The organism is Embleya sp. NPDC127516, from assembly GCF_044765325.1.
Classification (GTDB): Bacteria; Actinomycetota; Actinomycetes; order Streptomycetales; family Streptomycetaceae; genus Embleya.
Genome location: NZ_JBIWJT010000010.1, coordinates 257,533 through 281,613, shown reverse-complemented (window position 1 = coordinate 281,613; position 24,081 = coordinate 257,533). Strand labels below are relative to the sequence as shown.

Genomic DNA, 24,081 nt, shown 5'->3' with positions numbered 1-24,081 from the left:
TGGCGGTGGGCGCCCCGTTCGCATTCCCGTGGGCCGGCCGCGCGACGTGGCGAACCGGCCGCGCGTCGCAACAAAGTGGAACTTGTTCCACCGCTTCGAAACGGCACGTGTCAGTGCAGGTCAGCGCTCTGGCGAAGATGTACTCGCCGGTCACATGGGCCGATCACGGCTCTTGACTTCGTCGGACGAAGGCGCATCAATGTGACCCGTCCCACTTCTGTAACACGTTCCACTTAGCACGCGCATATCCGCCCCCATGCCGCCGACGCGACGCCAACGCCCGCCGCCGGCAAGGAACGCAGGACAGGGAGCAGCACCGGATGAAGCAACGCACCATGCGCCTGGCCGCCGGGCTCGGCGTCGGCACCCTGGCGATCACCGGACTCCTCGCCGGCGCCCCCGCCGCCCTCGCCGGCACCGCGACGCCGACCGTCACGTGTTCGCTGCCGCTCGGCCAGGGCGAGAAGACCGGGCCGATGTCGGTGACCGTGGACGGCCCGACCACCGCCAAGCCCGGCGAGACGATCGACCTCACGATCACCCTCGGCCCGAGCCCGGCCACCAGCCCGGCCGCGCTCAACGGCATCAAGATGACGCCGTCGATCGACTTCGCCCTCTCCGGCGGGGCCACCGGCTCGGTCACCCTGACCGGGGCCCAGACCACGATCGACATCCCGGCGAACACGCCGATCCAGAGCCCGCCGTTCACGGTCAAGCTCCAGGTCCCGGCCACCGCGTCCGGCACGGTCGACCTGACCCCGACCAAGACCACCACCGCCACGGTGACGCCGTACGGCAACTTCACCACGCCGTGCGCGGTCACCGGCGGCTCCGGCGTCGCGCAGAGCATCACCGTGCAGAGCACGCCCGAGACGGCCACCCTCAGCGCGTCCCCGGGCACCGTGGAGGCCGGCAAGGAGACCGTGCTCTCCGGTACCAACTGGACCAAGGGCGGTACCGCCACGCCGTCCCTGTGCGCCGCGGACGGCACCGCGTGCAACCCGGCGGGCATCTCCGCGAACAGCCTGCGGATCGGCGCCGACGGCGTGCTCTCCGGCGGCGTGACGGTCGCCCCCGGCACCGCGGACGGCGCGTACAGCGTGCGGGTCACCGACGGCGCCCGCAGCGCGTCCACGCCGCTGACCGTCAAGAAGGCCGACGTCCCGGTGGTCCAGCGCAAGGTGACGCTGAGCAAGAGCACCGTGCGCCCGTGGACGTTCGTGAAGGTCTCCGGTGAGAACTTCACCCCGAACACGCCGATCGCCCTCGCGGGCGTCGAGGGTGCGAAGCCGACCTTCAACTTCGGCGTCGCGTGGACCGACCGCAACGGCAGGTTCTCCTCGTGGATCCTGGTCACCAGCAAGAAGACCACCGGAATCACGGCGGTCGAGATCGACACGAGCTTCAAGTTCGACAAGCTCGGCATGGCGGGCATCACCGTGAAGTAGCGCACGGCACGCACGCGTCGGCCCCGGTACCCGATTCGGGTACCGGGGCCGACGCGTGTGGGTTCCGGACGACGCTCGGCTCGGAACCGGACGACGCTCGACTCAGAAGCTGAAATCCGCTGACCCGTTGGGCTGCTTGCCGTTGCAGTAGATGTCGTTCCCGGTCCCGGGGACCGGGTTCCGGATCTTGATCGACCAATTCGTGGCGCTCGGCGGAGCGCCGGTGGTGTCCTTGAACCGAGCCGTGGTACCGGCCGGAATCACCGAGGGAGCCGCGAGCGGTCCCAGGACCATCGGCACGGGCCCCCAGAACGGATGGGTCGTCCCCGCGAAGTCGAACACCGTCCCCACGCCCGAGCCCCCGCCGCTGGTCTGCACGACGCGAATCACGATCGCGGCCGAATTGGGCGGCACGGGCACGGGGTTGCTGACCGGCAGGTTCGCCTTCATCTTCTGCGGCAGTGTGGGGCTGGACTGACTCGACGTCAGCGCCCCGGTGATCGATGTGACGCCGGGAAAGAGCGCGCCGCTCGAGTCTTGGCAAGCGATCGTGATGGACCGCGCTTCCGGCGGAATGGCGTAGGCGGAGGTGGACAGCGCGGCCACGGCGGCCAGGGTGCCTGCGGCGCACGTGACGGTGGCGGTGGCGAGCTTGGTGCGTTTCACGACGGGCCCTTTCACCGGACCGGCCGAGGCAGGGGATCGACCGATCGTTCGGAATTGTCCGCGGACAGGATCAGGAAACGCCCGTCGCGGCGACCCGAAGGTCGCCGCGACGGGCCCGTGGCGCAAGGATCCGAGCGTTCCGGCTCCCTGGTCGAGAGCCGGGCGGATCAGAAGGTGAAGGGGGTCGGGCCGGTGGCGGGCGGAACGGTGTCCTGCTTGCCGGCGCAACGAATGTCGGCCGCGGTCCCGGCGAAGGTCGCCTGGATGCGCACCGAGTAGTTCGTCGCGCTGGGGGCGGCGGCGGAGGTGTCCAGCAGGATGATGCTGGTCCCGCCCGCGATACGCGCGGCGGCGGGAACCGGGCCGAGCGTGATCGGGTTGCCCGCGTTCATCGGCAGGTTGGCCGTCCCGGAGAACGTGACGCCGCCCGTCATCCGGATCGTGGTGGTCAGCGAGTTCGCCGGGATGTTGAGCGGCGCCGTGATCGACGAAGTGAGCTTCATCTTCTGCGGGTTCGGCGAACCCGGGTCGCTCGAGGAGAGGGTGCCCGCGCCGTTCGTCGAGTACGTGATACCCGAGTTGATGTCGACACAGGTCAGGTGCACCCCGCGCGACTCCGGCGGAGCGGCGTTGGCAGTACCGGACATGGCCATCACGGCCGCGAAGGCACCCGCCGTACAGGCGATGCCAACCGTTGCAGCTTTGGAACGAGACATGAGGGGTGGTGCTCCTTTCACGGCTTTCCGAATGAAGACGTGCTTGCCCGAGTGCCCTGAAGCAGGCAAGACGCTGGTACTGCCGGCCGGTATCTCGACATCGACGGGAACGGCGACGCAAGCCAAACCGCGAAGGGCCCGGATTGCTTCTGCATCGGGCCTTCCGGCACAGGGAGAGTGAAGCGGGAGAAAGAAAAGAAGTCAATGCCTAATGTCCACGTTTACAAAGCCGAGTGATCTTCGAGAAGCTTCCAACCATATCGACCGACAGAGCGCCTTCAATCCTCATGATCACCAAATGCATATCTTTGATCATGGTGACACGCGTCACTATACAGGCGTGATTACGTAACGTGAGTATTGCGTCCCGAATTCTCGGTAAAACAAACGTCCCGCGGGACGCGGCACGTCCGGAGAGACGCACGGAAACCAATCCGCGAAGGAAAGCGAAATCGATGGTTCCGGTGCAATTTTCCGGGCCCGAGCCGCTCGGCGGGCGAAGGTCGTCCGCCCCGGAGTCCGATCCACCCGCGCCGCAGGGCAGGACCGTGGCCCGTTCGGGCGCAATGCGATCCACACCGGCCGGTTCGATGCGTCCGGCACGGTGGCCAAGCTGCTGCGGTTGCCGCGAACGCGGTGGTCACACCCGCTGTACCGAGCGGCGGCGGGAGCCCTGGAGAGGCTTCCTGCGCGTCGGTTTCGAAGACCCGGCCCGCACCACGGCTTCGGCCCGCGTAGGCGGGGAATGCGGCCGATACGGCCACCGTCACCGACCGCGCCGAGACCGATGACCGGCCCGCTCCACCACTCGCACGGGCCCTTTCGGCCGACTCGACACGAACCGTACGGCCGGCGAAGTAAAACGGTTTCCGTTCCCGGGAATCCGGGAAAGAATCGAAAGGCGATTATCGGGCCGGCTTTATCTGATTCGATCTTGGTGACACGTGACACCGATAAAGAATGCCGCCCCGGCCCTCCGACCCGAATCATCGGGAATACCTCGAACGGCGGAAAAGCCCGCTCGCCGGGCCACGCCCTTGTGCCCCCACCGGCTCGCGTCACCGATACCCGGACATGCGTACGCCTGCCCGGGCGGCACGAGGCCGCCCGGGCAGGCGCGAGACGTCATCGAATCCTGATCATCGAATCCTGATCGGACCCTCCTGCACGGGCAGGGTCCGGTCCGGGATCGATCAGAACGTGTAGTCGCCCGAAGCCGCGTCCTGCTTGCCGGCACACCAGATCTCCACCGGGGAGCCGGAGATGCTCGTGTTGATCTTCACCGACCAGTTTGTGGCGCTCGGCGCGGCGGCCGAAGTGTCCTGCAGGCGCACGGTGGTGCCCGCAGCAAGCCGCGAAGTCCCGGAAACCGGGCCCAGGTTGATCTGGTTTCCGATGTTCATCGGCAGGTTCACGGTGCCGGTGAAGTCACGAACGGTGCCCGCACCCGCGCCGGTCTGGATGGTGCGGATGGTGGTGGTCAGCGAGTTCGCCGGGATCGCGATCGGCGCGGTCATCGGCGAGACGAGCTTCATCTTCTGCGCCGCCGTGCCGCCCGGGTCACTGGAGGTGAGGGTTCCAGTGCCGCCGGTGACCCACGTGGTACCCGTGCTGTCCTTGCAGGTGAGGTTCACGCTGCGCGAATCGGGAACCGCGTTCGCGGTGCCGGACAGCGCCATGACCGCGGCGAAGGCGGCGGCCGAGCAGGCGATACCGGCGCTTGCGAGCTTGGTACGAGACATGGTGGAGCTCCTTTTCATCGCTTCCGAGGACCTGGTGATGGCGCACGTTCTTCCCGGCCTGCACGCCGCAGGCGAAAACGGTGGAGCAACCGGCGGGCATCCCGAAGGGTCGGCCGACGCGGTACGAACCGGACGGCACGACGGTGTTATCGGGATCCGGGGCGGGCCCGCTTCTTCCCCACGCCGGGGCCCTCCGGCACAGCCAAAGTGAAACTGCGCAAGCGGAAGAAGTCAATACGGTTTTGTAGATGAATCCATCGGGCAGCGATCATGAATCGATCGCGGTTCCTATTGACTCGGTCAAGCTCAGAAACAGAAGGCTGGAGCAGGTTTATCAAAGTTGATCATGGTGACACGTGACACCAAGATCGCCACGTTTTACGCATTGCTTCCTGCGCCTTTATTCGCTAGATGTTCGGGCGGACCAGCAACGTTCGGAGTTCGCCATCCCGGCCTTTTCACCCAGCCACTCGGCCAACACTCCCGACACCCGTCGCCGACGGGCGACGGCCGTAGTGGGCGACGAAATGTCGCCCTCCGGGCGTACGCGGGGGAAGCGGACTCTCCCGCACCACCAGGCACCTCCCACCCGGCTAGGAGAAACGTGTCCCGAATGCGAAGAATCGCTCCGCGCAGGCTGATCGCGGCCGCAGCCGTCGGCGCCATCGCGAGCACCGGCGCCCTCGTCCTCGCCCCCGCCGCGCAAGCCGACACCGTCGACTACGCGACGCACTGCACCAACCCGTACTCGACGCCGCCGGACGGCCAGGTCAAGATCGACCTGGTGGTCACCCCTGCCAAGAGCAGCTACCAGGTGGGCGATGTCGTCTCGGTCGAGTGGCAGTGGAAGCTGTACCCCAAGGCCCCCACGTCGATCCCGGTCGTCGGCAAGGTGCCGAAGGACTCGACCTATCCGGTCGGTACGGTGAAGTTGACGGGCGCGCAGACCGGCAACTTCGCCATCCAGGGACCGAAGATCAACCCCGAGGCGCTGCCCGGCCAGGACCTGATCCTGAGCAACCCGGTCGGCAACCTCACACTGACCCAGGCCGGCCAGGTCAACCTGACCCCGGACATCTACTCGACGTGGACCACTGCGGTCGGGCAGACGGTCGAGACCAAGTGCTCGCCGATCAACCCCATCTCGGTGTCGCGCACCCTCACCGTGGACGGCCCCTCGCAGGGGGCGCCCACCCTGAGCGCGAACCCCGGTGAGTTCAACGCCGGCGCCCAGGTCGCGCTGGCCGGCAACAACTGGGCCGCGGGCACCCCGTCGGTGCAGTTGTGCGACGCGAACGGCGCCGCGTGCGACGCGAGCAAGATCGCGGCGAACAGCCTGGTGGTGGCCAACGGCGCGCTGTCCGGCAACATCAACACCGTCGCCACCGTGCCGACCGGCAACTACAAGCTCAAGGTCAAGGTCGGCGCCGGCGAGGCGGTCGCCGCGGTCAAGATCAACGCGGTCGCCCGACAGGCCACGCTCAGCCCCAACCGGGGCCCCGTGGGCACCGTCGTCTCGGTGACCGGCAAGAACTTCAACCCGAACCTGACCGTCATCGCGCGCGGCCAGACCGCGACGGGCTACGTGCTGGACGAGACGGCCGCGTACGCCGACTCGGCCGCCGACGGCACGATCACCATCCCGGACTTCGTGGTGAGCGACCCGAGCATCACCGCGGTCTGGATCACCGAGGGCGTCGACGAGACGACCGGCTTCGCCGTGCCGTTCACCATCGGCGCGGCCCTGCCGGCCACCCTGTCGGCGTCGCCCGCGACCACGCACGCCGGTGGCTCGGTCGCGGTGTCCGGCAACAACTGGACCCCGAACGGCTCCGCCGCCGCGTCGCTGTGCGCGGCCGACGGCTCCGCGTGCAGCGCCGCCCGGATCAGCTCGGGCCCGATCACCATCGCCGCCGACGGCACGCTCGCCGGCAACGTGACGATCGCCGGAAACGTGGGCGAGGGCACCTACAAGCTCAAGCTCAGCGACGGCAGCAACAGCGCGCTGACCTCGGTCACCGTGCAGCGCCGCTGGCTGGAGCTGAACAAGACGTCCGGCGACCCGTGCACGTTCGTCCTGGTCACCGGGCACGGCTACGGCTCGCTCGCGTGGGTCAACGTCAACGGTCTGGCGGGCAACTCCAAGACCAGTGACTGGGCCGGCGCCTGGGCGAACGCCAACGGCGACTTCAGCATCTGGATCCTGATCACGAAGTCGAACACCACCGGCATCATCGCGTCGGAGACCTTCCACTCCGACCGCAACGCGTCGACCCCGTTCACCGTGACGGGCTGACGTATATCCGAAGGGCTCGACCGGAGGCCGCCGTCCCTGGGGACGGCGGCCTTCGTTGTGCCCGATACCGGGGTCCGGGAGGGGACGATCGCATTCCGCTTCCCTTGCCGCGCGGCAAGTCGATCATGTTGACACGTGACACCTGGATCGCCTCGGAATAGTCATTGACTTCGTCAGCAATTAACGGATGAATACGGTGTCGGACCATCTATTGCCGACCGCTACCGCATCCGTCGCATTCCGACCGGCGGCCCGCCACGCTCCGAGAGGGCGGAGGCCGCAGAATTCCGGGATCGCGCGATGCCGCTCCACCGTGGCAGTAGGCATATTCCCATCCCCGCGAGGAGAATAGTGTCCCGAATGCGAAGAATCGCTCCACGCAGGCTGCTCGCCTCGACAGCCGTCGTCGCCGTCGCGACCGCCGGCGGTCTCGTGGTCCTCGCACCGTCCGCCCAGGCGGTCCCGGTCGACTACACGACGCACTGTGTCAACAAGTACTCGCCGAACCTGCCCAACGGTCAGGTCCAGATGGATCTGCAGGTCACCCCGGACAAGCCCACGTACGCCGTGGGTGAAGAGGTCACGGTCAAGTGGCACTGGACGGTGTTCCCGAAAGCCCCGCCGACCATTCCGGTGATCGGCAAGGTGCCGGCGAACTCGACCTACCTCGACGGCACGGTGAAGCTCTCCGGTGCCCAGAGCGGCAACTTCAAGGTGATCGGGCCGCAGGACAACCCGGAGGCCCTGCCCGGCCAGGACCTCAAGGTCAGTGACGGCACCGGCAAGTTCACCCTGACCACGCCCGGTGACGTCGCCCTGACCCCGGACATCTACTCGACCTTCACCACGGCCCTGGGCCTGAAGGTGCCGACCGACTGCACGCCGGTGACCCCGGTCGCGGTCTCGCGCACCCTCAAGGTCGAAGGCACCTCGCAGGAGCCGGCCACGCTGTCCGGTCCGGCCGAGGCCGCCGCCGGCGCGCCGATCGCACTGACCGGTGCGCACTGGCCGGCCGGCACCCCGTCGGTCGAGCTGTGCGACGCCGCCGGCGCGGCCTGCGACGCGGCCAAGATCGCGCCCGGCAACACCCTCGCGGTGGCCGACGGCGCGCTCACCGGCAACGTGAGCACGATCGCCACGGTGGCCGCGGGCGACTACAAGATCAAGGTCAAGGTCGGTGCCTCCGAGGCGCTCGCCCCGATCAAGATCACCGCCACCGCGCGGCAGATCAGCCTCGACCCGGCCAGTGGTCCGGTGGGCACCACGGTCAAGGTCACCGGGAAGAACTTCACCCCGAACCTGACCATCATCGCGCGCGGCCAGACCGCTTCGGGCTACGTGCTGGACGAGACGGCCGCGTACGCCGACTCGGCCGCCGACGGCACCTTCACCATCCCGGACTTCGTCGCGAGCGACCCGTCGATCGCCTCGATCTACGTGACCGAGGGCACCGACGACACCACCGCGATCACCACTCCGTTCCGCATCACCGTCCCCGGCGCGAGCCTGGACCAGACCGTGACCGGCAACGTGGTGGCCGGCGGCCTGACCATCTCCCAGGAAGCCGGCGCGATCAAGCTGTCGGACATCACGATCAACGGCCAGGCGCAGAACATGACCGGCGCGCTGAACACCGTGACCGTGAAGGACTTCCGCAGCGGCAACACCGGGTGGACCCTCACCGGCTCGGTGTCCGACTTCACCAACGGCACCGGCGGCAAGATCGGCGCCGACAAGTTCACCTGGACCCCGAAGGTCGCCGCGGGCCCGGGCTCGCCCAGTGTCGCGGTGCCCGGTAGTGCCGGCCCGATCGGCACCGGCGCCACGCTGGCGTCCGCTCCGGCGGCGCCCGTCACCGGCGGTACCTTCGCCGCCGACGCCGACCTCTCCCTCGCCGTCCCGGCGTACCAGGCGGTCGGCACCTACACCGCCACGCTGACCCTCTCGATCAGCTGACGCGATAGCACGAGCAACACCGAAACTCCGGGCGGCCCCCGCGACGACAGTCGCGGGGGCCGTCCGGAGTTCCCGGCCGGGAACGATCCAACGGCCCGTCAATTTCCTTGCCACCCAAGCGAGTTGCTGCGCAATTCCGAGTGCGGCGCGGGTTGCCGTCAGTAATCATTGATCGTGCCAAACATCGTGTCGGTCGGGGACCCGCTCGGAACCAACCCGGTCCCCACCGCGCCTTGGCACCGATCGATTCCCGACTCCGGCAAGGAAATCCGTGTTCAAGAGAAACCAGAGAAACTCGGCCCGTCGCGTCCTGGCGGCTTGCGCGACGGCGATCGTCGTCGCGGCCGTCGGCCTGACGTCGGCGGCACCCGCACAGGCGGACACCATCACGTACCAGGAGCGATGCTCCTCCTCCATCCTCGGCATACGGTTCCCGGAAGACGCGTTCGACGTGGACCTGGTCGTCAGCCCGGACAAGCCGACCTACAACCCGGGCGAAACGGTCACCGTCACCTGGCACTGGGGTACGCAGCCGAAGTATCCGGGAATGCCGCACATCGACTCGATCCCGTTCTACGCAGAGGCCGCCGTGAACGTGGGCGGCTCGCAGCACACCGCCTTCGGGGTACGCGGTCAGGGCCGCCCGGCGCCGGAGAATCCCTCCGGCTCCCTTGAACTCACCGATCTCACCGGCACGTTCACGATCCCCGGAAGCGGCCCGGTCACGCTCACCCCGGGCACCTACACGGTGACCGCGGAGGGCATCGGGGGGACGCTGATCGACTGCGCCCCGGTCGTGCCACCGGCCGTCTCGCGCACTCTGACGGTCGGTGCCGACTCCGGCGCCGGCACGGTGTCCCAGCACATCACCGGCGTGATCGGCACCGGCGGGCTGACCATCTCCCAGCAGGGTGACGGCATCCGACTCGTGGGCGGCGCGGTGAGCACCCGCGCGCAGACCATGTCCGGCCCGCTGAACCCGATCACCGTCACCGACGTGCGCGGCGGCTCGCTCGGCTGGACGCTCACCGCCGACATCGGCGACTTCACCTCACCGGACGGCGGCCGGATTCCGGCCGATCACTTCACCTGGGTACCGGCGGTGGAGAGCGCGCCGGGCGGCCTGAGCGTCGCGGTGCCCGGCACGCCCGGCCGGATCGCCGGCGGATCCGTGCTGGCGTCGACGCCGAACGCCCCGCGAACCGGCGGCGCGTTCATCGCCAAGGCATCGATCTCGCTCGCCGTACCCGCGATGCAGCAGCCCGGTGCCTACGACACCACACTGACCCTGTCACTGAGCTGACCCGCCGCCCCGGCGGGCCCGCCCACCCGTTTCCCGGTGTGCGGGCCCGCCGTGTTCCGGTGCGGCGACTACTGCGCCGTCGCCAACCTGGCCAGCGCCGCGTCGATGCGGGACAGGACCCGGTCGCGGCCGAGTACCTGGAGCGACTCGAACAGGGGCAGGCCGATCGTGCGACCGGTCACCGCGACCCGGACCGGGGCCTGCGACTTGGACAACTTCAGGCCGTGCGCGGCACCCGCGGCCTCGACCGCGGCCTTGAGCGCGTCCACGTTCCACTCGGCCCCCGCGAGCTCCTCGCGCGCACTGGCCAGCACGTCCGCGGCGCCCGGCTTCATCGCCTTGGCCCAGGCCGCCTCGTCCTCGGCGGGCGCGTCCAGGAACAGGAAGTCCACGTACATCGGGACCTCGTCGAGCACCGTGATCCGGGTCTGCACGAGCGGCGCGACCTCGGCGAACACCGCCGGGTCGTACGCCTCCTTCGCCCACGGCGCCTTCTCCCCGAGCACCCACGGCTCGCACGCCTTCACGAACGCGTCCGCGTCCAGCGCGCGAATGTAGTCGGCGTTGAACGAGGACAACTTCTTCACGTCGAAGAACGCCGACGACTTGTTCACGTCCCGCAGGTCGAAGAGCTGCTCCAGCTCCGCGTACGGCCGGATCTCCACGTCGTCCTTCGGGCCCCAGCCGAGCAGGAAGAGGTAGTTCACCAGCGCCTCGGGCAGGTAGCCCTCGTCCAGGTAGGACTCCAGCGCCACCTTGTCCCGACGCTTGGACAACTTCTGCCGCTTCTCGTTGACGATCACCGGCAGGTGCGCCCACTGCGGCGCGGTCGCGCCCAGCGCCTCCCACAACAGCTGCTGCTTGGCCGCGTTGGACAGGTGCTCCTCGCCGCGGATGACGATGGTGATCCGCTGGTCGACGTCGTCGACCACGTTCGCCAGCAGGAACACGGCCGAGCCGTTGCCCCGGGCCACCACGAAGTCCTCCAGCGAGGCGTTCGGGAACTCGGTGTCGCCGCGGACCAGGTCGGCCACCACCGTGACGCCCTCGTCCGGCGTACGGAAGCGCAGTGCGCGCCCCTCGCCCGCGGGCAGCCCGCGGTCGCGGCAGAAGCCGTCGTAGCCCAGGTGCTTGGAGCCGGTCCGGGCCTCCAGGTCCTCACGCGTGCAGTCGCAGTAGTACGCGCGGCCCGCGTCGAAGAGCTCGACCGCCTTCTCGCGGTGCAACGCGGTGTTCTGCGACTGGAAGTACGGGCCCTCGAAGGCCGGGTCGGACGCGTTGATGCCGATCGCCGCGAGCGCGCCGATGATGCCCTCGGTCCACTCGGGCCGGTTCCGCGCCTCGTCGGTGTCCTCGACACGCAGCACGAACGTGCCGCCGGCCTTGTGCGCGACGGCCCAGTTGTACAGCGCGGAACGAGCGCCACCGACGTGGAACATGCCGGTGGGAGAGGGAGCGAAGCGAACACGAACCGAAGAGGCAGACATGTGCTCCAGGGTATCCGCCGAGCGCACCGGGTTCGGGCCGGTATCCGGCTCGGCACCGCACCCCGCGAGCAGGCGTCCGATTCAGCGCATCACCTCGGGGACGGGCATGTCCACCCACACGGTCTTCCCGTCGCCCTGGTGCACGACCACCCCCCAGTCCAGCGTCAGCCGCCGGATGATGTGCAGTCCGTGTCCGCCCGGTCGTGTCCCCGAATGCGGAGCACGTGCCTGCGGCGGCTCCTCGCTGCGGTCGTCCACCTCGATCCGCAACAGCTCGCTCGTCCGCACGACGCGCAACTCCACCGGACCGCCCGCGTGCAGGCACGCGTTGGTGACCAGCTCGACCGCGACGAGCAGCACGTCGTCGGCGGTCAGCATCACCTGCTCGTCCTGGGAACCCGACCATCCGTACGCGTGGAGCGTGTTGCGGATGAACGTCCTCGACCGCGCCACCGCCCCCTTCGCGCCCTCGAACGGCAATCTCCGCACCTGACGAAGCGGTGGTGTGGAGAAGCAGGCGCCCCCGTCGCCGGGCGCCTGCGATCGCATGGCGCACATCTACTGGCTCACCTCGCTCACGCTGCTACGCGGTGATAGTTGCCCGCATCCCGCTGGAGGACACCAGAAGTCACGGGCTACTCTCCGACCGCCTCTGCCAGGGTCTCGTGGAAAGTGAACCCCTGTACCGCACCGGTGATCTCGAATACCCGCGCAACAGCGGGTTGAACGCCCACGAGGTGGACGGCTCCTCCCGCGGCCTGCGCGCGCAGCCGGGCGGCGAGAAACGCGTTCAGCCCGGTCGAATCACAGAAATCGAGGTCCGAGCAGTCGATCACCAGACGCGTACTGCCCTGCTCGACACACTCGAACAGGCGGTCCCGCACCGCGGCGGCACTGTCCACGTCGATCTCACCGGCGACCGTAACGATCGCAGAGGTGCCATTGGTGCTCACCGACACCGTCAAGCCGCCCTGCATGCCAGCCTCCTGCTGCCCTTTGCCCATCGAGTACTCCGGCCCGGGCACACGATAGACGACCGCCCCCGAATGCGGGGGGTCGGCTTGCCCGCACAAGTTTTTCGGGTGGATGGTGTTTGCTCTCCCCCATCCGGGTTAGGCGCACGGGAGAGACCTCAAAAGCGTGACGAGGGGGAGGCATGGCAGTACAGCTCGAAGCCGAGATGCAGGTCCGGGGGTCACAGCGGCCACCGGCGACGGACACCGGGGCAGAAGAGCTGGATCTGTGCGAACTCGCGCGTGAATTCGACGACGACGAGATCGGATCGATGGGCGCCGCCGACGCGCGCGCGCTCTCGAAGACACTCTTCCGGCGGCTGAACCGGCTGGAAGAGGGCACCCACGAGTACCAGTACGTGCGCAACACCCTCATCGAACTCAACCTGCCGCTGGTGCGCTTCGCGGCGGCTCGCTTCCGCACCCGCAGCGAGCCGCTGGAGGACATCGTCCAGGTCGGCACGATCGGGCTGATCAAGGCGATCGACCGCTTCGACACCGAGCGCGAGGTGGAGTTCCCGACCTTCGCGATGCCGACCATCCTCGGCGAGATCAAGCGCTTCTTCCGGGACACCTCGTGGTCCGTCCGGGTTCCGCGCCGACTCCAGGAGTTGCGGCTGCGGCTGGCGAAGGCGAGCGACGAGCTCGGCCGGCGCCTGGAACGGGCGCCCACCGTCGCCGAGTTGGCGGACTTCCTGGACGTCTCCCGCGAGGAGGTCGTCGAGGGCATGATCGCCTCGAACGGCTACAGCGCCTCGTCGCTGGACACCCCCGCGGGCGCCGGCGACGACGCCGCGGTTCCGATGGACCGGCTCGGCGCGGACGACGACGCGATCGAACTGGTGGAGAACCGAGAGTCGCTCAAGCCGCTGATCGCCGCGCTCCCGCCGCGCGAGAAGCACATCCTGATGTTGCGCTTCTTCGGCGGCAAGACCCAGTCCGAGATCGGCGAGCAACTGGGCATCTCCCAGATGCACGTCTCTCGGCTGCTGTCGCGCACGCTCGGCACTCTGCGCGCGGGTCTGCTCACCGAGAGCTGAGCCGGGCCGCGGCGCGCCCCGGGAGCCGCCGCGCCGCGCGGATGCGACACGGCCGATGCGACACGAAGGGGCGGCACCCGATCACCGATCGGGTGCCGCCCCTTCGTCGCGTCACCGCCCGGGCACCGGAGCACCGGCCCGGGTCACCGGGGCCGGACTCAGCCCTTGGGGGCCTCGAACTTCTGCGTACGCTGCATGCCCGCCGCGCGACCCTTGGCCGAGATCACCAGGGCCATCTTGCGCGACGCCTCGTCGATCATCTCGTCGCCGAGCATCGCGGCGCCCTTCATGCCGCCCTCGGCCGAGGTGCACCAGTCGTACGCGTCGAGGATCATCTCGGCGTGGTCGTAGTCGGCCTGGGTCGGCGAGTACAGCTCGTTCGCGGCGTCGATCTGGCCGGGGTGCAGCACCCACTTGCCGTCGAAGCCCAGCGCGGCCGAGCGGCCGGCCACCCGGCGGAAGCCGTCGACCTCCTTGATCTGGAGGTAGGGGCCGTCGATCGCCTGGAGGTCGTTGGCCCGCGCGGCCATCAGGATCCGCATCAGGATGTAGTGGTACGCGTCGCCGGTGTCGTAGCCCGGCGGCTGCTCGCCGACCACGAGGGACTTCATGTTGATCGACGCCATGAAGTCGGCCGGGCCGAAGATGATGGTCTCCACGCGCGGCGACGCGGCGGCGATCTCGTCGACGTTGACCAGTCCTCGGGCGTTCTCGATCTGCGCCTCGATGCCGATCCGGCCGACCTCCAGGCCGACCGTCTTCTCGATCTGGGTGAGCAGCAGGTCCAGGGCCTTGACCTGGCCGGCGTCCTGGACCTTCGGCAGCATGATGGCGTCGAGGTTGGCCCCCGCGCCCTCCACGACGGTGACCACGTCGCGGTAGGTCCAGTGGGTGGTCCAGTCGTTGACCCGCACGACGCGGATCCGATTCCCCCAGTCGCCGTTGTTGAGCGCGTCGACGATGGTGTGCCGCGCGCCCTCCTTCGCGAGCGGGGCGCAGGCGTCCTCGAGGTCGAGGAACACCTGGTCGACCGGAAGCCCCTGCGCCTTCTCGATGAAGCGCGGGTTGCTGCCGGGCACAGCCATACAGGAACGGCGGGAACGCAAGCTACGCGATGTGGCGGCCATGTCTCTGGTCCTCCCAGTGCTGCGGATCGTGCGGTCAGGTTACCGACGGGTCACCCCTGGCGGGCTATGAGGTGGCGCACGTTCGGCCTCGCACGTCGCCGGGGCGGGACCACGTTCCGCGCCCGCGCGTTGTGGGACGCTGTGGCGCATGACGGACACCGACGCACTCCCGGAAGCGGACGCGCTGCGCGAGGAAGCCGCGAAGAAGTCCGGCCTGCTCTGGCTCACGGTCGGCACCGCACCCGCCCGCCCGGTCTGGCACGTGTGGCTGGACGGCGCGTCGTGGCTGGTGACGGCCCGCGCGGACGGCGCGGTCGAGCAGTTCGTGCCCGGCCTGGCCGAGGCCGCCGAGGCGCTCGTGGACCTGCGCAGCAAGGACAAGGGCGGCCGGCTGCCCGGCTGGACCGCCCGGGTCGCCGTGGTGGCACCGGACGACCCGGCGTGGGAGCCGGCCGTGCTGGCCCTGCACGCGGCCCGGTTGAACGCGCCCGACGGCGAGGAGCAGCCGGCCCGCTGGAAACGCGAGTGCGACCTGATCCGGTTGACCCCGACCGGCCCGGCCCGGGATCTGCCCCGGGACGCCGGACGCACCGTTCCGGTCGGGTCGCCGGCCGTGACGCGCGGCGCGTCCCCGTTCAACCTGTCGATCGGCCGCCTGCGCCGGCGCGGCTGACAGTCGGTGCCCCCGGGCCGGGCCCGGGCGCCGACCGTCCGCGGGACGTCGGGCGCGGCGACGGAGCCGCCTCGGGTGAGCCGTGGGCCCGCACCGGATGAGGCCGCCCCGGGTGGGCCCGACGCCCGATCAGAAGAACAACACCGGGTCGTGCTTGAGGCCGGCGGGGACCGGCGGCTTGCCGGTCCGGCCGATGTCGGGGCGGCGCGTGGTGGAACTCGTGGGCGCGCCGGTCGTCGGCGGCCGCGTGCTCGAGCCGCCGGTCGAGGTGCCGTTGCTGCCGCCGGTCGGGCGGCCCTGGGTGGTCAGGTCCTTGTCCACCACGTCCTTGGGCTCCGGCGCGTGCACGTCGACCCGTTCGCCGTAGCCGAGGAAGTCGAACGCGCCGGTCTGCTTCGCGTCCTGGGCCGACTCCATCCGCAGCAGGTACGGGGCGCCCTCGGTGGCCACCCAGATGGTGCCGCCCGCGCCCGGCGTGCGATTCTCCAGGGCGATCGCCTTGTGGCCGTTGACCTGCTTGACCGCGCCCTTCTCCAGCTTGCCCGGCTTGCCCATCAGCTTGTTGGTCAGCCGCTCGACGTAGGTGTTCTCCACGATGCCGCCGTACTTCTTGTCCCCGGAGGGGACCTGTACGTACTTGTCGTGGTTGGCCGTCTCGCTGCCGTTGCCCTCGACCTTGGACCAGAACTTCGCGTCCCCCCGGAACCAGACCTGGTTCTGCACCCGGGTGATGTACGCGGTCGTGTTGTCCTCGACGATCTGGCCCTCGCTGCCGGTGCTGGTGAAGCGCATGTCCACGCTGAACGGCTTGGCCGGCCTGCCGGACGCGCCCGGGACCGCCAGTTCGCCCTTGACGTGCACGGACTTCGCGGCGGCCGTCGCGGCCTGGGCACGCTGAAGGATCGCCGCCGGGTCCAGCCCGTCCACCTGGTTGCCGAGCGGCGCACCCGCCGTCGGCTCGTCCACCGGCGCCTGCCACGAGCGGTGTGCGGGCCGTCCCGCACTGCACCCGGCGGCCAGCACCGTGACCGATACAGCCGTCGCCACCACGAAGCCGCGCCGCACGTGATCCACCGTTGGGTTCCTCGTCGTTCGATGTCTCGTTGGTTCGCTGACCTGATCGACGCACGCCCGCGTCGACGTCCTGCGGGAAACGGTATCCCGGAGCCGGAATCCCCCGCCTCAGTCGGTACCCGGCACCGGCCCGGTGGGCTTGCCCGAGGGCTGACCCGAGGGTTTTCCGGAGGGCTGACCCGAGGGTTTGACCGGGGACTTGTCCGGCGACTTGTCCGACGGTTCCTTGCCGTCGGTCATCGACCCGTAGTCGAGCACGTCGTCGGGCTTGGGCAACACCAGCGGGAAGTCCTGGTTGTACTCGAACAGTTCGAGCGATCCGCCGCTCGGCGAAGGAATGTACTTGAGCGGGAACGGGGTCCCCTTCAGCGCCACCCGCAGTTCGCCGCCGCGCCCCCGGTCGGCCACCACCTTGAGTGACTCGGCGCCGCGTATCTTCTCCCGGCCGTCCTTCTTGAGCTTGCCGTTGAGCCGGATCAGATCGGTGATCATGTCCTGCATCCGGGTGAACCCGGACAGCCGCGCGTAGCTGGGATCGGCGGGCGGCACCTTGACGAACTTGTCCCGCAGCGTCTGGGCCGACTCCTCGACGTCGGTCCCCCCGCGCCCGTCCCGGCCCCGATACAGCCGGGCGTCGCCGCGCACGAACAGGTCCTCGCCGATCCGCAGCAGTTCGATGGTGCTGTCCGCGGTGACCACGGTGCCCACCCCTCCCTCGCGCTTGAGCCGCAGATCGATCCGGAACTCCTGGGTCTGGATCCGCCACACGCCCTGCACGTGGACCGCGACGGCCGTCGCGGCCGCCGCCTTGGACTTGCCGGCGATGGAATCCGCGGATTCCGAGCCGAGTCCGGTCTCCGCCTTCGAACACGCCGTGCCGGTGAGGACGCAGGCGGCCAGGAGGGCGATCGTGGTCTTCGTCTGAGGCAAGCGCACGGGCGGCACTGTACTGAGCCGGGCGCGAGGTGTCGTGATCATGCCCACGTCGACCGGTAGCCTGACCGTCCGGGGGCATACGAGGAACGACCGCGCGGATCGGCCGCGGATCGGCCCGAGCGGGCATACACATCGGCGACGGAGGGACCACGGCATGGGTGCGTCATCCGGGCGGGTGTTCATCTCGCACCTGGCGGGCGTGGCCGTGTTCGACCCCAACGGCGACCACGTCGGCCGGCTGCGCGACGTGGTGGTGATGCTGCGCACCGCCCAGCTCCCCCCGCGCGTGCTCGGCCTGGTCGTCGAGGTGGCCACCCGTCGGCGGATCTTCGTCCCGATGACCCGGGTGACCAGCGTGGAGACCGGCGAGGTGATCACCACCGGGCTGGTCAACATGCGCCGCTTCGAGCAACGGCCGAGCGAGACGCTGGTGCTCGCCGAGATGCTCGATCGCCGGGTGAGCCTGGCCGAGACCGACGAGCCGGTGACCGTGCTGGACGTCGCGATGGCGCTCGGACGCGGTCGCGACTGGCTGATCTCCAAGCTCTTCGTGCAAAAGGGCGGCACCTCCGGCCTGCGCCGGCGACGCGGCGAGACGATCACCGTGGACTGGAACGCGGTGGTCGGTTTCGAGCGCCCCGAGGACCAGCAGGGCGCGGCCAACCTGCTCGCCACCTTCGAGCAATTGCGGCCCGCCGACCTGGCGAACGTGCTGCACAACCTCTCCGCCAAGCGCCGCGCCGAGGTGGCCGCGGCGCTCGACGACGACCGGCTCGCGGACGTGCTGGAGGAACTGCCCGAGGACGACCAGGTGGAGATCCTGGGCCAGCTCCAGGAGGAGCGCGCGGCCGACGTGCTGGAGGCGATGGACCCGGACGACGCGGCCGACCTGATCTCCGAGCTGCCCGAGGACACCGCGGAACGCCTGCTCGGCCTGATGGAGCCGGAGGAGGCCGAGGACGTGCGCCGGCTGCTGACCTACGTCGAGGACACCGCCGGCGGCATGATGACCACCGAGCCGATCGTGCTCGAACCCGGCGCCACCATCGCCGAGGCGCTCGCCCACGTGCGCAACGCCGACCTCTCGCCGGCCCTGGCCAGTCAGGTCTACGTGTGCCGGCCGCCGACCGAGACGCCGACCGGGAAGTACCTGGGCACGGTGCACTTCCAGCGCTTGTTGCGCGATCCGCCGTTCACCCTGGTCGGCGCGGTGCTGGACACCGACCTGATGCCGCTGCGCCCGGACACCCCGCTCGCCGAGGTGACCAGCTTCCTGGCCGCGTACAACATGGTCGCGGCGCCGGTGGTGGACGAGGACGACCACCTGCTCGGCGCGGTCACCGTCGACGACGTGCTCGACCATCTGCTGCCCGAGGACTGGCGCGAGGGCGCCATACACGGAGACGGGGGTGTCCGCCGTGGCTCGTGAGAGCACGAGCGCCGACAAGCGCCGCCGCCCGCGCCTGGATCAACCGCGCGATCCGGGGCGGCGTCCGCTGCTGCCCGCGTACGACCCGGAGGCGTTCGGCCGGTTCTCCGAGCGGATCGCCCGTTTCCTGGGCACCGGTCGGTTCCTGGTCTACATGACCGCCACGGTGATCGTGTGGATCGGCTGGAACATCTTCGTGCCGCCGGCGCTGCGCTTCGACGAGTACCCGTTCATCTTCCTGACCCTGGCACTGTCCCTCCAGGCGTCCTACGCGGCGCCGCTGATCCTGCTCGCGCAGAACAGGCAGGACGACCGGGACCGGGTCAACCTGGAGCAGGACCGGGCCCGCAACGAGCGCAACATCGCCGACACCGAATATCTGACCCGCGAGGTCGCGGCACTGCGGATCGCCCTCGGCGAGGTCGCCACCCGGGACTTCCTGCGTTCGGAACTCCAGTCCATGCTCAAGGAGTTGGACGAGCGACGGGAGACCGACGGGTGGCTGATGGGACGCGACGTCACCGACGCGCACCTGACCCGGCAGCAGCCGCCGCCGGACCCGGAACATCCCTGAGCCGGCACCGGATCCAGGTCGACGGCGGGGTCGAACTTCTTCATACACGCGTATGAGTCACTTGTGTAAGACATTTGTCTAATCCCCGGTTACCATCGCCCCATGGGACACCGCGAAGACCTGCTGGCCGGCGCCAAACGTTGTCTGTACGAGAAGGGCTACATGCGCACGACCGCGCGCGACATCGTCGCCGTGTCGGGCACCAACCTCGGATCGATCGGCTACCACTACGGGTCCAAGGACGCGCTGATGCAGCAGGCGCTGCTGGAGTCGATCAAGGAGTGGGGCAACGAGTTGAGCGCCGCGCTGGTCGACGCGGTCGGCGCCGAGTCCGCGCCGCTGGAGCGCTTCGAGGCGATCTGGACGCGGGTGATCGATCTGATGGAGTCGCACCGGATGATGTGGGCCGCCAACTTCGAGATCCTGGCCCACCTCGACGACCTGCCGGAGATCCACAAGGTGCTCGCCGCGGCGCAGGACGAGGGCCGGTCCGGGTTGGCCTCGGTGTTCCTGGGCGTGCCCGAGGAGGGCAACGAGCATCTGACCGGCACCGTCGGGGCGCTGTGTCAGGCGCTGCTGGTGGGCGTGGTCCGCCAGTGGATGCTCGCGCCGGAGACCGCCCCGACCGGCCGTGATCTCGCCGAGGGCATGCGCTTGCTCATGGGCGGGAGCCGCGCCGCGGGCTGAACCGGCCCCAGGACAGCACCACGTGGGCCAGGACACCCGCGATCAGCCCCCAGAACGCGGATCCGATCCCGCCGATGGTGACCCCGGACGCGGTGGCCAGGAAGGTGATCAGCGCCGCCTCGCGGTGCTCGTCGTCGGCCATCGCGCCGGTGAGGCCGCTCGCCAGCGCGCCGAACAGCGCGACGCCCGCGACCGCGGCCACCAGTTCCTTGGGCAGGCCCGCGAACAGCGCGACCAGCGTCGACCCGAACATGCCCACGATCAGATAGAAGACCCCGCACGAGACCCCCGCGACGTAACGCCTGCGGGGGTCGTGGTGCGCCTCGGGGCCGGTGCAGATCGCCGCGGTGATCGCGGCCAGGTTGATCGCGTGCGACCCGAACGGCGCGAGCAGCGTGGACACCGCCCCGGTCGAGCCGATCAGCACCCGGTCGTTCGGCGTGTAGCCGGACGCGGCCAGCACCCCCATCCCGGGCGCGTTCTGGGACGCGAGGGTGGCCACCAGGAGCGGCACCGCGATGCCGATCAGGGCCGGCACCGACAGGTGCGGCGTGGTCCACTCCGGGCGGGCGATCTCGAACGCCTCGATCCGCACGTGCAACCGCGACGTCGCCGCCGAGCAGGCCACCCCGACCACGAGCGCGACGAGCACCGCGTAGCGCGGGAGGAAGCGCTTGGCGAGCAGGTAGCCGAGCAGCACGCCGCCGGCTGTCCAGGGCGCGGACTTGACCGAGGTGAACACCCCGGTGCCGAACGAGAACAGGATCCCGGCCAGCATCGCGGACACCACGGCGGCGGGCACCCGCCGCATCAGTCGGCCGAACACGCCGGTCACCCCGATCACGGTGATCAGCACACCGGTGACCACGAACGCGCCGATCGCCTCGGGGTAGGAGTACGACCCCAGGCTGGTCACCAACAGCGCGGCGCCCGGCGTGGACCACGCGGTGACGATCGGCATCCTGGTGTACAGGCTCAGCCCCAGGCAGGTCAGCCCGCTGCCGATGGACAGTGCCCAGACCCACGATCCGGTCTGCTCCCGGGTCAGCCCGCCCGCCGAGGCCGCGGACAGCACGATCACCAGCGGCCCCGAGTAGGACACCAGCACCGCGATCAGGCCGGCGAGCACGGCCGAGAAGGACGCGTCCCGCCACAGGCTCGGCCTGCCCGCCGCCGACGCCGGCTTCGTGTCCGCCGTGGTTCGCGTAGTCACCGGGCGCCTCGCCTCGTGGTTCAGTCGTGGTCGTAGACGGTGACCGGGACACCGCACGCGCTCAACCGTTCCAGGACGAGCGGCTCCACCCTGCCCCAGTTGCCCCCGGCCAGACCACAGCCGATTCGCGGCATGTGGACCGAGGCACCCAGTTCCAGGGCCCGGCGCCCGACTTCGGCCAACGCCCGGTCGATCGCGTCGTAGCGCACCGGCGGTCCCTTGCTGCCGGTACGCATCCCGTGCTGACCGATCATGTTGGCCACCCACAAGTGGGTGTCGACCCGGACCAGACGCACCGCGCCCAGCCCGAAGTCGTTCCCGGCCCGCTCGCGATGCCAGTGCCGATAGTCGGCCTCCGGCTCGGACCAGCGCCGGGACAGCGCGAGCACGAAGCCCTTGCCCCAGCCGCCCTGGTCGTTGCACACGTGCGCGATCACCTTGACGCCCTTGCCCAGGGGCGTGGTGGCGTCTCCTCGGACATACGTGACGGTCGCCATGCGCGGCAACGTAGCCGTCCGCGCCGACGCGCCGGCAATCGTTTCCTACGACCGGCGTTGGGCTCGACCGGAGAGCCCCGCGGCGAACAGCCGGGCCGCGTTGTCGTGGCAGACCGCCCGCAGCCAGTCGTCGCCCAGGTCGAGCCCGGCCAGCGCGTCGAGCCCGTGCGCGTAGCCGTACGGGATGTTCGGGAAGTCGCTGCCCCACAGGATCCGGTCCCCCACGTCCCGCAACCGGGAGCGATCGGCGGGCGGGAAGGGCGTGAACTCCTCGACGAAGTCGGTGAAGGCCATCGTGGTGTCCAGGTGCACCCCCGGGTAGCGGTCCGCGAGGTCGAGGAACGCGCCGTACTCCGGCATCCCCATGTGCGCGACGATCAGCCGCAGCCGGGGGTGCCGGGCCAGCACTCGGGCGATCGGCTCGGGCCCGGTGTGCGCGCCCGGCACCGGCCCGGACCCGCAGTGCGCGACCACCGGCACCCCGGCGTCCGCGAGCGTGCCCCACACGTCCTCCAGCAGCGGATCGGCCGGATCCCACCCGCCGACCTGGACGTGCGCCTTGAACACCACCGCACCCGCGTCGATCGCCTCGCGCACGTACTTCGCCGCGCCCGCCTCCGCGAAGAAGGTCGCGGTGTGCAGGCAGTCCGGCGTACGGTCGGCGAACTCGCGCGCCCACGCGTTCAGCCACGCGGCCATCTCGGGCTTGTGCGGATAGAGCATCGACGTGAACGCCGAGACGCCGAACCGGCGCAGCGTGGCGACCCGTTCGTCCTCGTCCAGCCGGTAGGTGATCGGCCACGGCCGGCCGAGCAGCGGACCGGCCGCGTCGAAGTACGCCCACACCTTGTCCAGCACGCGCCCCGGCATGAAGTGCGTGTGCACGTCGATCAGCGACGCCAGGCCCAACTCCCGGCGGAAGCCGGCCACGCGCGTCTCCTCGGCCACCGTCGTCACACGGCCACCTCCCCATTCGGCTCGGAGGTCGATGCTCTCAAAGAGTTTTTCCGAGGGCGTCGTAAGCTCACGGTATGGCTTCTGCAACCCTGCCCTCGGCGGACGACGTCCAGGATGCGCTGGCGACCGTCCAGGACCCCGAGATCCACCGGCCCATCACCGAACTGGGCATGGTCAAATCCGTCGAGATCCACGCCGACGGGCGGGTCGCGGTCGGGGTGTACCTGACCGTCAGCGGCTGCCCGATGCGCGAGACGATCATCAGCCGGGTCGAGACCGCGGTCGGCGCGCTGCCCGGCGTCACCTCGGTCGGGGTCGAGCTGGACGTGATGAGCGACGCGCAGCGCAAGGAACTCGCGAGCAACCTGCGCGGCGGTCAGGCCGAGCGCGAGGTGCCGTTCGCCCAACCCGGTTCGCTCACCCGCGTATACGCGGTGGCCTCCGGCAAGGGCGGCGTGGGCAAGTCGTCGGTGACCGTGAACCTGGCCGCCTCGATGGTCGCGCAGGGGCTCAAGGTCGGCGTCGTGGATGCGGACATCTACGGCCACTCGGTGCCGCGCATGCTCGGCACGGAGGGCAAGCCCACCCAGGTCGAGAACATGATCATGCCGCCGTCCGCGTCCGGCGTGAAGGTCATCTCGATCGGCATGTTCACCCCGGGCAACACTCCGGTGGTCTGGCGCGGTCCGATGTTGCACCGCGCGCTCCAGCAGTTCCTCGCCGACGTCTACTGGGGCGACCTGGACGTGCTGCTGCTCGACCTGCCGCCGGGCACCGGCGACATCGCCATCTCGGTCGCCCAGTTGGTGCCGAACGCGGAGATCCTGGTGGTGACCACGCCGCAGCAGGCCGCCGCCGAGGTCGCCGAGCGCGCGGGCACCATCGCGGTGGAGACCCGCCAGACCATCGCCGGTGTGATCGAGAACATGGCCGGCCTGCCCTGCCCGCACTGCGGCGAGATGGTCGACGTGTTCGGCTCCGGCGGCGGTCAGCGGGTCGCGGACGGCCTGTCCGCGGCCACCGGCACCAAGGTCCCGCTGCTGGGTTCGATCCCGATCGACACCCGGCTGCGCGAGGGCGGCGACACCGGCAAGCCGGTCGTGATCGACGCGCCGCAGTCGCCCGCGGCCGTCGCGCTCGCCGCGATCGCGGCCAAGCTCGGCGGACGCGAGCGCGGTCTCTCCGGCCTCCAACTCGGCCTGACCCCGCTGCGCAATTTCTAGAGGACGTGTCCCGGGGCCCGCGCC

The 24,081-nt window shown here is 69.8% G+C and carries 22 protein-coding genes; 10 read left to right on the top strand and 12 right to left on the bottom strand.

What is annotated here, in order from left to right; all coding sequences use genetic code 11:
* Positions 1 to 320 precede the first annotated feature (320 nt).
* The gene (locus ACIRL2_RS21445) at positions 321 to 1,448 is read left to right on the top strand and encodes a hypothetical protein (protein WP_402234004.1); all 1,128 of its coding nucleotides are present in this window, start codon (positions 321 to 323) and stop codon (positions 1,446 to 1,448) included.
* 102 nt (positions 1,449 to 1,550) lie between these two features.
* Here the strand turns inward: ACIRL2_RS21445 and ACIRL2_RS21440 are convergent, their stop codons facing one another.
* From ACIRL2_RS21440 to ACIRL2_RS21430, 3 genes are all read right to left on the bottom strand, one after another.
* Positions 1,551 to 2,054 carry a hypothetical protein gene (locus tag ACIRL2_RS21440; RefSeq protein ID WP_402234002.1) on the bottom strand — a complete coding sequence of 168 codons (504 nt, stop codon included), beginning with the start codon at positions 2,052 to 2,054 and terminating at the stop codon, positions 1,551 to 1,553.
* Positions 2,055 to 2,281: 227 nt separating this feature from the next.
* On the bottom strand, positions 2,282 to 2,830 hold the full coding sequence (locus ACIRL2_RS21435; protein WP_402234000.1) for a hypothetical protein: 549 nt from the start codon (positions 2,828 to 2,830) through the stop codon (positions 2,282 to 2,284).
* 1,193 nt (positions 2,831 to 4,023) lie between these two features.
* Positions 4,024 to 4,572: a hypothetical protein gene (locus ACIRL2_RS21430; protein WP_395870558.1), complete on the bottom strand. Its 549-nt coding sequence runs from the start codon at positions 4,570 to 4,572 to the stop codon at positions 4,024 to 4,026.
* A 613-nt stretch (positions 4,573 to 5,185) separates the two neighbouring features.
* On the opposite strand from ACIRL2_RS21430, the gene ACIRL2_RS21425 reads away from it, so the two are divergent.
* The 3 genes from ACIRL2_RS21425 to ACIRL2_RS21415 all read left to right on the top strand — a co-directional run bounded on the left by ACIRL2_RS21425 (position 5,186) and on the right by ACIRL2_RS21415 (position 10,127).
* Positions 5,186 to 6,868: a hypothetical protein gene (locus ACIRL2_RS21425; RefSeq protein ID WP_395870556.1), complete on the top strand. Its 1,683-nt coding sequence runs from the start codon at positions 5,186 to 5,188 to the stop codon at positions 6,866 to 6,868.
* Positions 6,869 to 7,228: 360 nt separating this feature from the next.
* Positions 7,229 to 8,824 carry a hypothetical protein gene (locus tag ACIRL2_RS21420; protein ID WP_395870554.1) on the top strand — a complete coding sequence of 532 codons (1,596 nt, stop codon included), beginning with the start codon at positions 7,229 to 7,231 and terminating at the stop codon, positions 8,822 to 8,824.
* A 271-nt stretch (positions 8,825 to 9,095) separates the two neighbouring features.
* On the top strand, positions 9,096 to 10,127 hold the full coding sequence (locus tag ACIRL2_RS21415; protein ID WP_395870552.1) for a hypothetical protein: 1,032 nt from the start codon (positions 9,096 to 9,098) through the stop codon (positions 10,125 to 10,127).
* A gap of 68 nt (positions 10,128 to 10,195) precedes the next feature.
* On the opposite strand, the gene gltX is transcribed toward ACIRL2_RS21415, so the two are convergent.
* From gltX to ACIRL2_RS21400, 3 genes are all read right to left on the bottom strand, one after another.
* Entirely contained in the window at positions 10,196 to 11,566 is a 1,371-nt protein-coding gene (gene gltX, locus ACIRL2_RS21410; protein WP_395870672.1) for a glutamate--tRNA ligase, read from the bottom strand.
* A gap of 129 nt (positions 11,567 to 11,695) precedes the next feature.
* Entirely contained in the window at positions 11,696 to 12,163 is a 468-nt protein-coding gene (locus ACIRL2_RS21405; protein ID WP_395870550.1) for an ATP-binding protein, read from the bottom strand.
* A gap of 86 nt (positions 12,164 to 12,249) precedes the next feature.
* On the bottom strand, positions 12,250 to 12,618 hold the full coding sequence (locus tag ACIRL2_RS21400; protein WP_395870548.1) for an STAS domain-containing protein: 369 nt from the start codon (positions 12,616 to 12,618) through the stop codon (positions 12,250 to 12,252).
* 152 nt (positions 12,619 to 12,770) lie between these two features.
* On the opposite strand from ACIRL2_RS21400, the gene ACIRL2_RS21395 reads away from it, so the two are divergent.
* Complete coding sequence (locus ACIRL2_RS21395) at positions 12,771 to 13,667, top strand: RNA polymerase sigma factor SigF (RefSeq protein WP_395870547.1); 897 nt, start codon at positions 12,771 to 12,773, stop codon at positions 13,665 to 13,667.
* Between the two features lie 158 nt (positions 13,668 to 13,825).
* On the opposite strand, the gene ACIRL2_RS21390 is transcribed toward ACIRL2_RS21395, so the two are convergent.
* Positions 13,826 to 14,794 (bottom strand): HpcH/HpaI aldolase/citrate lyase family protein, encoded by a 969-nt coding sequence (locus tag ACIRL2_RS21390; protein WP_391586794.1) that lies wholly within the window; start codon positions 14,792 to 14,794, stop codon positions 13,826 to 13,828.
* 148 nt (positions 14,795 to 14,942) lie between these two features.
* On the opposite strand from ACIRL2_RS21390, the gene ACIRL2_RS21385 reads away from it, so the two are divergent.
* Entirely contained in the window at positions 14,943 to 15,467 is a 525-nt protein-coding gene (locus ACIRL2_RS21385) for a hypothetical protein (RefSeq protein ID WP_395870545.1), read from the top strand.
* A 129-nt stretch (positions 15,468 to 15,596) separates the two neighbouring features.
* Here ACIRL2_RS21385 and ACIRL2_RS21380 read toward each other — a convergent pair whose 3' ends face one another.
* On the bottom strand, positions 15,597 to 16,541 hold the full coding sequence (locus tag ACIRL2_RS21380) for a hypothetical protein (RefSeq protein WP_395870543.1): 945 nt from the start codon (positions 16,539 to 16,541) through the stop codon (positions 15,597 to 15,599).
* Positions 16,542 to 16,649: 108 nt separating this feature from the next.
* On the bottom strand, positions 16,650 to 17,477 hold the full coding sequence (locus tag ACIRL2_RS21375; RefSeq protein WP_395870541.1) for a hypothetical protein: 828 nt from the start codon (positions 17,475 to 17,477) through the stop codon (positions 16,650 to 16,652).
* A gap of 154 nt (positions 17,478 to 17,631) precedes the next feature.
* Between ACIRL2_RS21375 and ACIRL2_RS21370 the strand changes: the two genes are divergently transcribed.
* From ACIRL2_RS21370 to ACIRL2_RS21360, 3 genes are all read left to right on the top strand, one after another.
* Positions 17,632 to 18,906, top strand: a complete 1,275-nt coding sequence (locus ACIRL2_RS21370) for a magnesium transporter MgtE N-terminal domain-containing protein (protein WP_395870538.1) — start codon at positions 17,632 to 17,634, stop codon at positions 18,904 to 18,906.
* Positions 18,896 to 19,480 (top strand): DUF1003 domain-containing protein, encoded by a 585-nt coding sequence (locus ACIRL2_RS21365; protein ID WP_395870536.1) that lies wholly within the window; start codon positions 18,896 to 18,898, stop codon positions 19,478 to 19,480. Before ACIRL2_RS21370 ends, ACIRL2_RS21365 begins: the two co-directional genes overlap by 11 nt.
* A 102-nt stretch (positions 19,481 to 19,582) precedes the next feature.
* A complete protein-coding gene (locus ACIRL2_RS21360) occupies positions 19,583 to 20,167 on the top strand; it encodes a TetR/AcrR family transcriptional regulator (RefSeq protein WP_402233996.1) in 585 nt (194 codons plus the stop codon).
* Here ACIRL2_RS21360 and ACIRL2_RS21355 read toward each other — a convergent pair.
* Genes ACIRL2_RS21355 through ACIRL2_RS21345 form a run of 3 tightly spaced genes read right to left on the bottom strand, consistent with a single transcriptional unit; the run spans position 20,139 to position 22,834 of the window.
* The gene (locus ACIRL2_RS21355; RefSeq protein ID WP_402233995.1) at positions 20,139 to 21,380 is read right to left on the bottom strand and encodes a benzoate/H(+) symporter BenE family transporter; all 1,242 of its coding nucleotides are present in this window, start codon (positions 21,378 to 21,380) and stop codon (positions 20,139 to 20,141) included. The two genes, ACIRL2_RS21360 and ACIRL2_RS21355, sit on opposite strands and share 29 nt — an antisense overlap.
* 20 nt (positions 21,381 to 21,400) lie before the next feature.
* Positions 21,401 to 21,877 carry a macro domain-containing protein gene (locus ACIRL2_RS21350; protein WP_402233993.1) on the bottom strand — a complete coding sequence of 159 codons (477 nt, stop codon included), beginning with the start codon at positions 21,875 to 21,877 and terminating at the stop codon, positions 21,401 to 21,403.
* A 45-nt stretch (positions 21,878 to 21,922) separates the two neighbouring features.
* A complete protein-coding gene (locus tag ACIRL2_RS21345) occupies positions 21,923 to 22,834 on the bottom strand; it encodes an amidohydrolase family protein (RefSeq protein ID WP_402233991.1) in 912 nt (303 codons plus the stop codon).
* Positions 22,835 to 22,908: 74 nt separating this feature from the next.
* Between ACIRL2_RS21345 and ACIRL2_RS21340 the strand changes: the two genes are divergently transcribed.
* A complete protein-coding gene (locus ACIRL2_RS21340) occupies positions 22,909 to 24,057 on the top strand; it encodes an Mrp/NBP35 family ATP-binding protein (RefSeq protein WP_395870528.1) in 1,149 nt (382 codons plus the stop codon).
* Positions 24,058 to 24,081 lie beyond the last annotated feature (24 nt).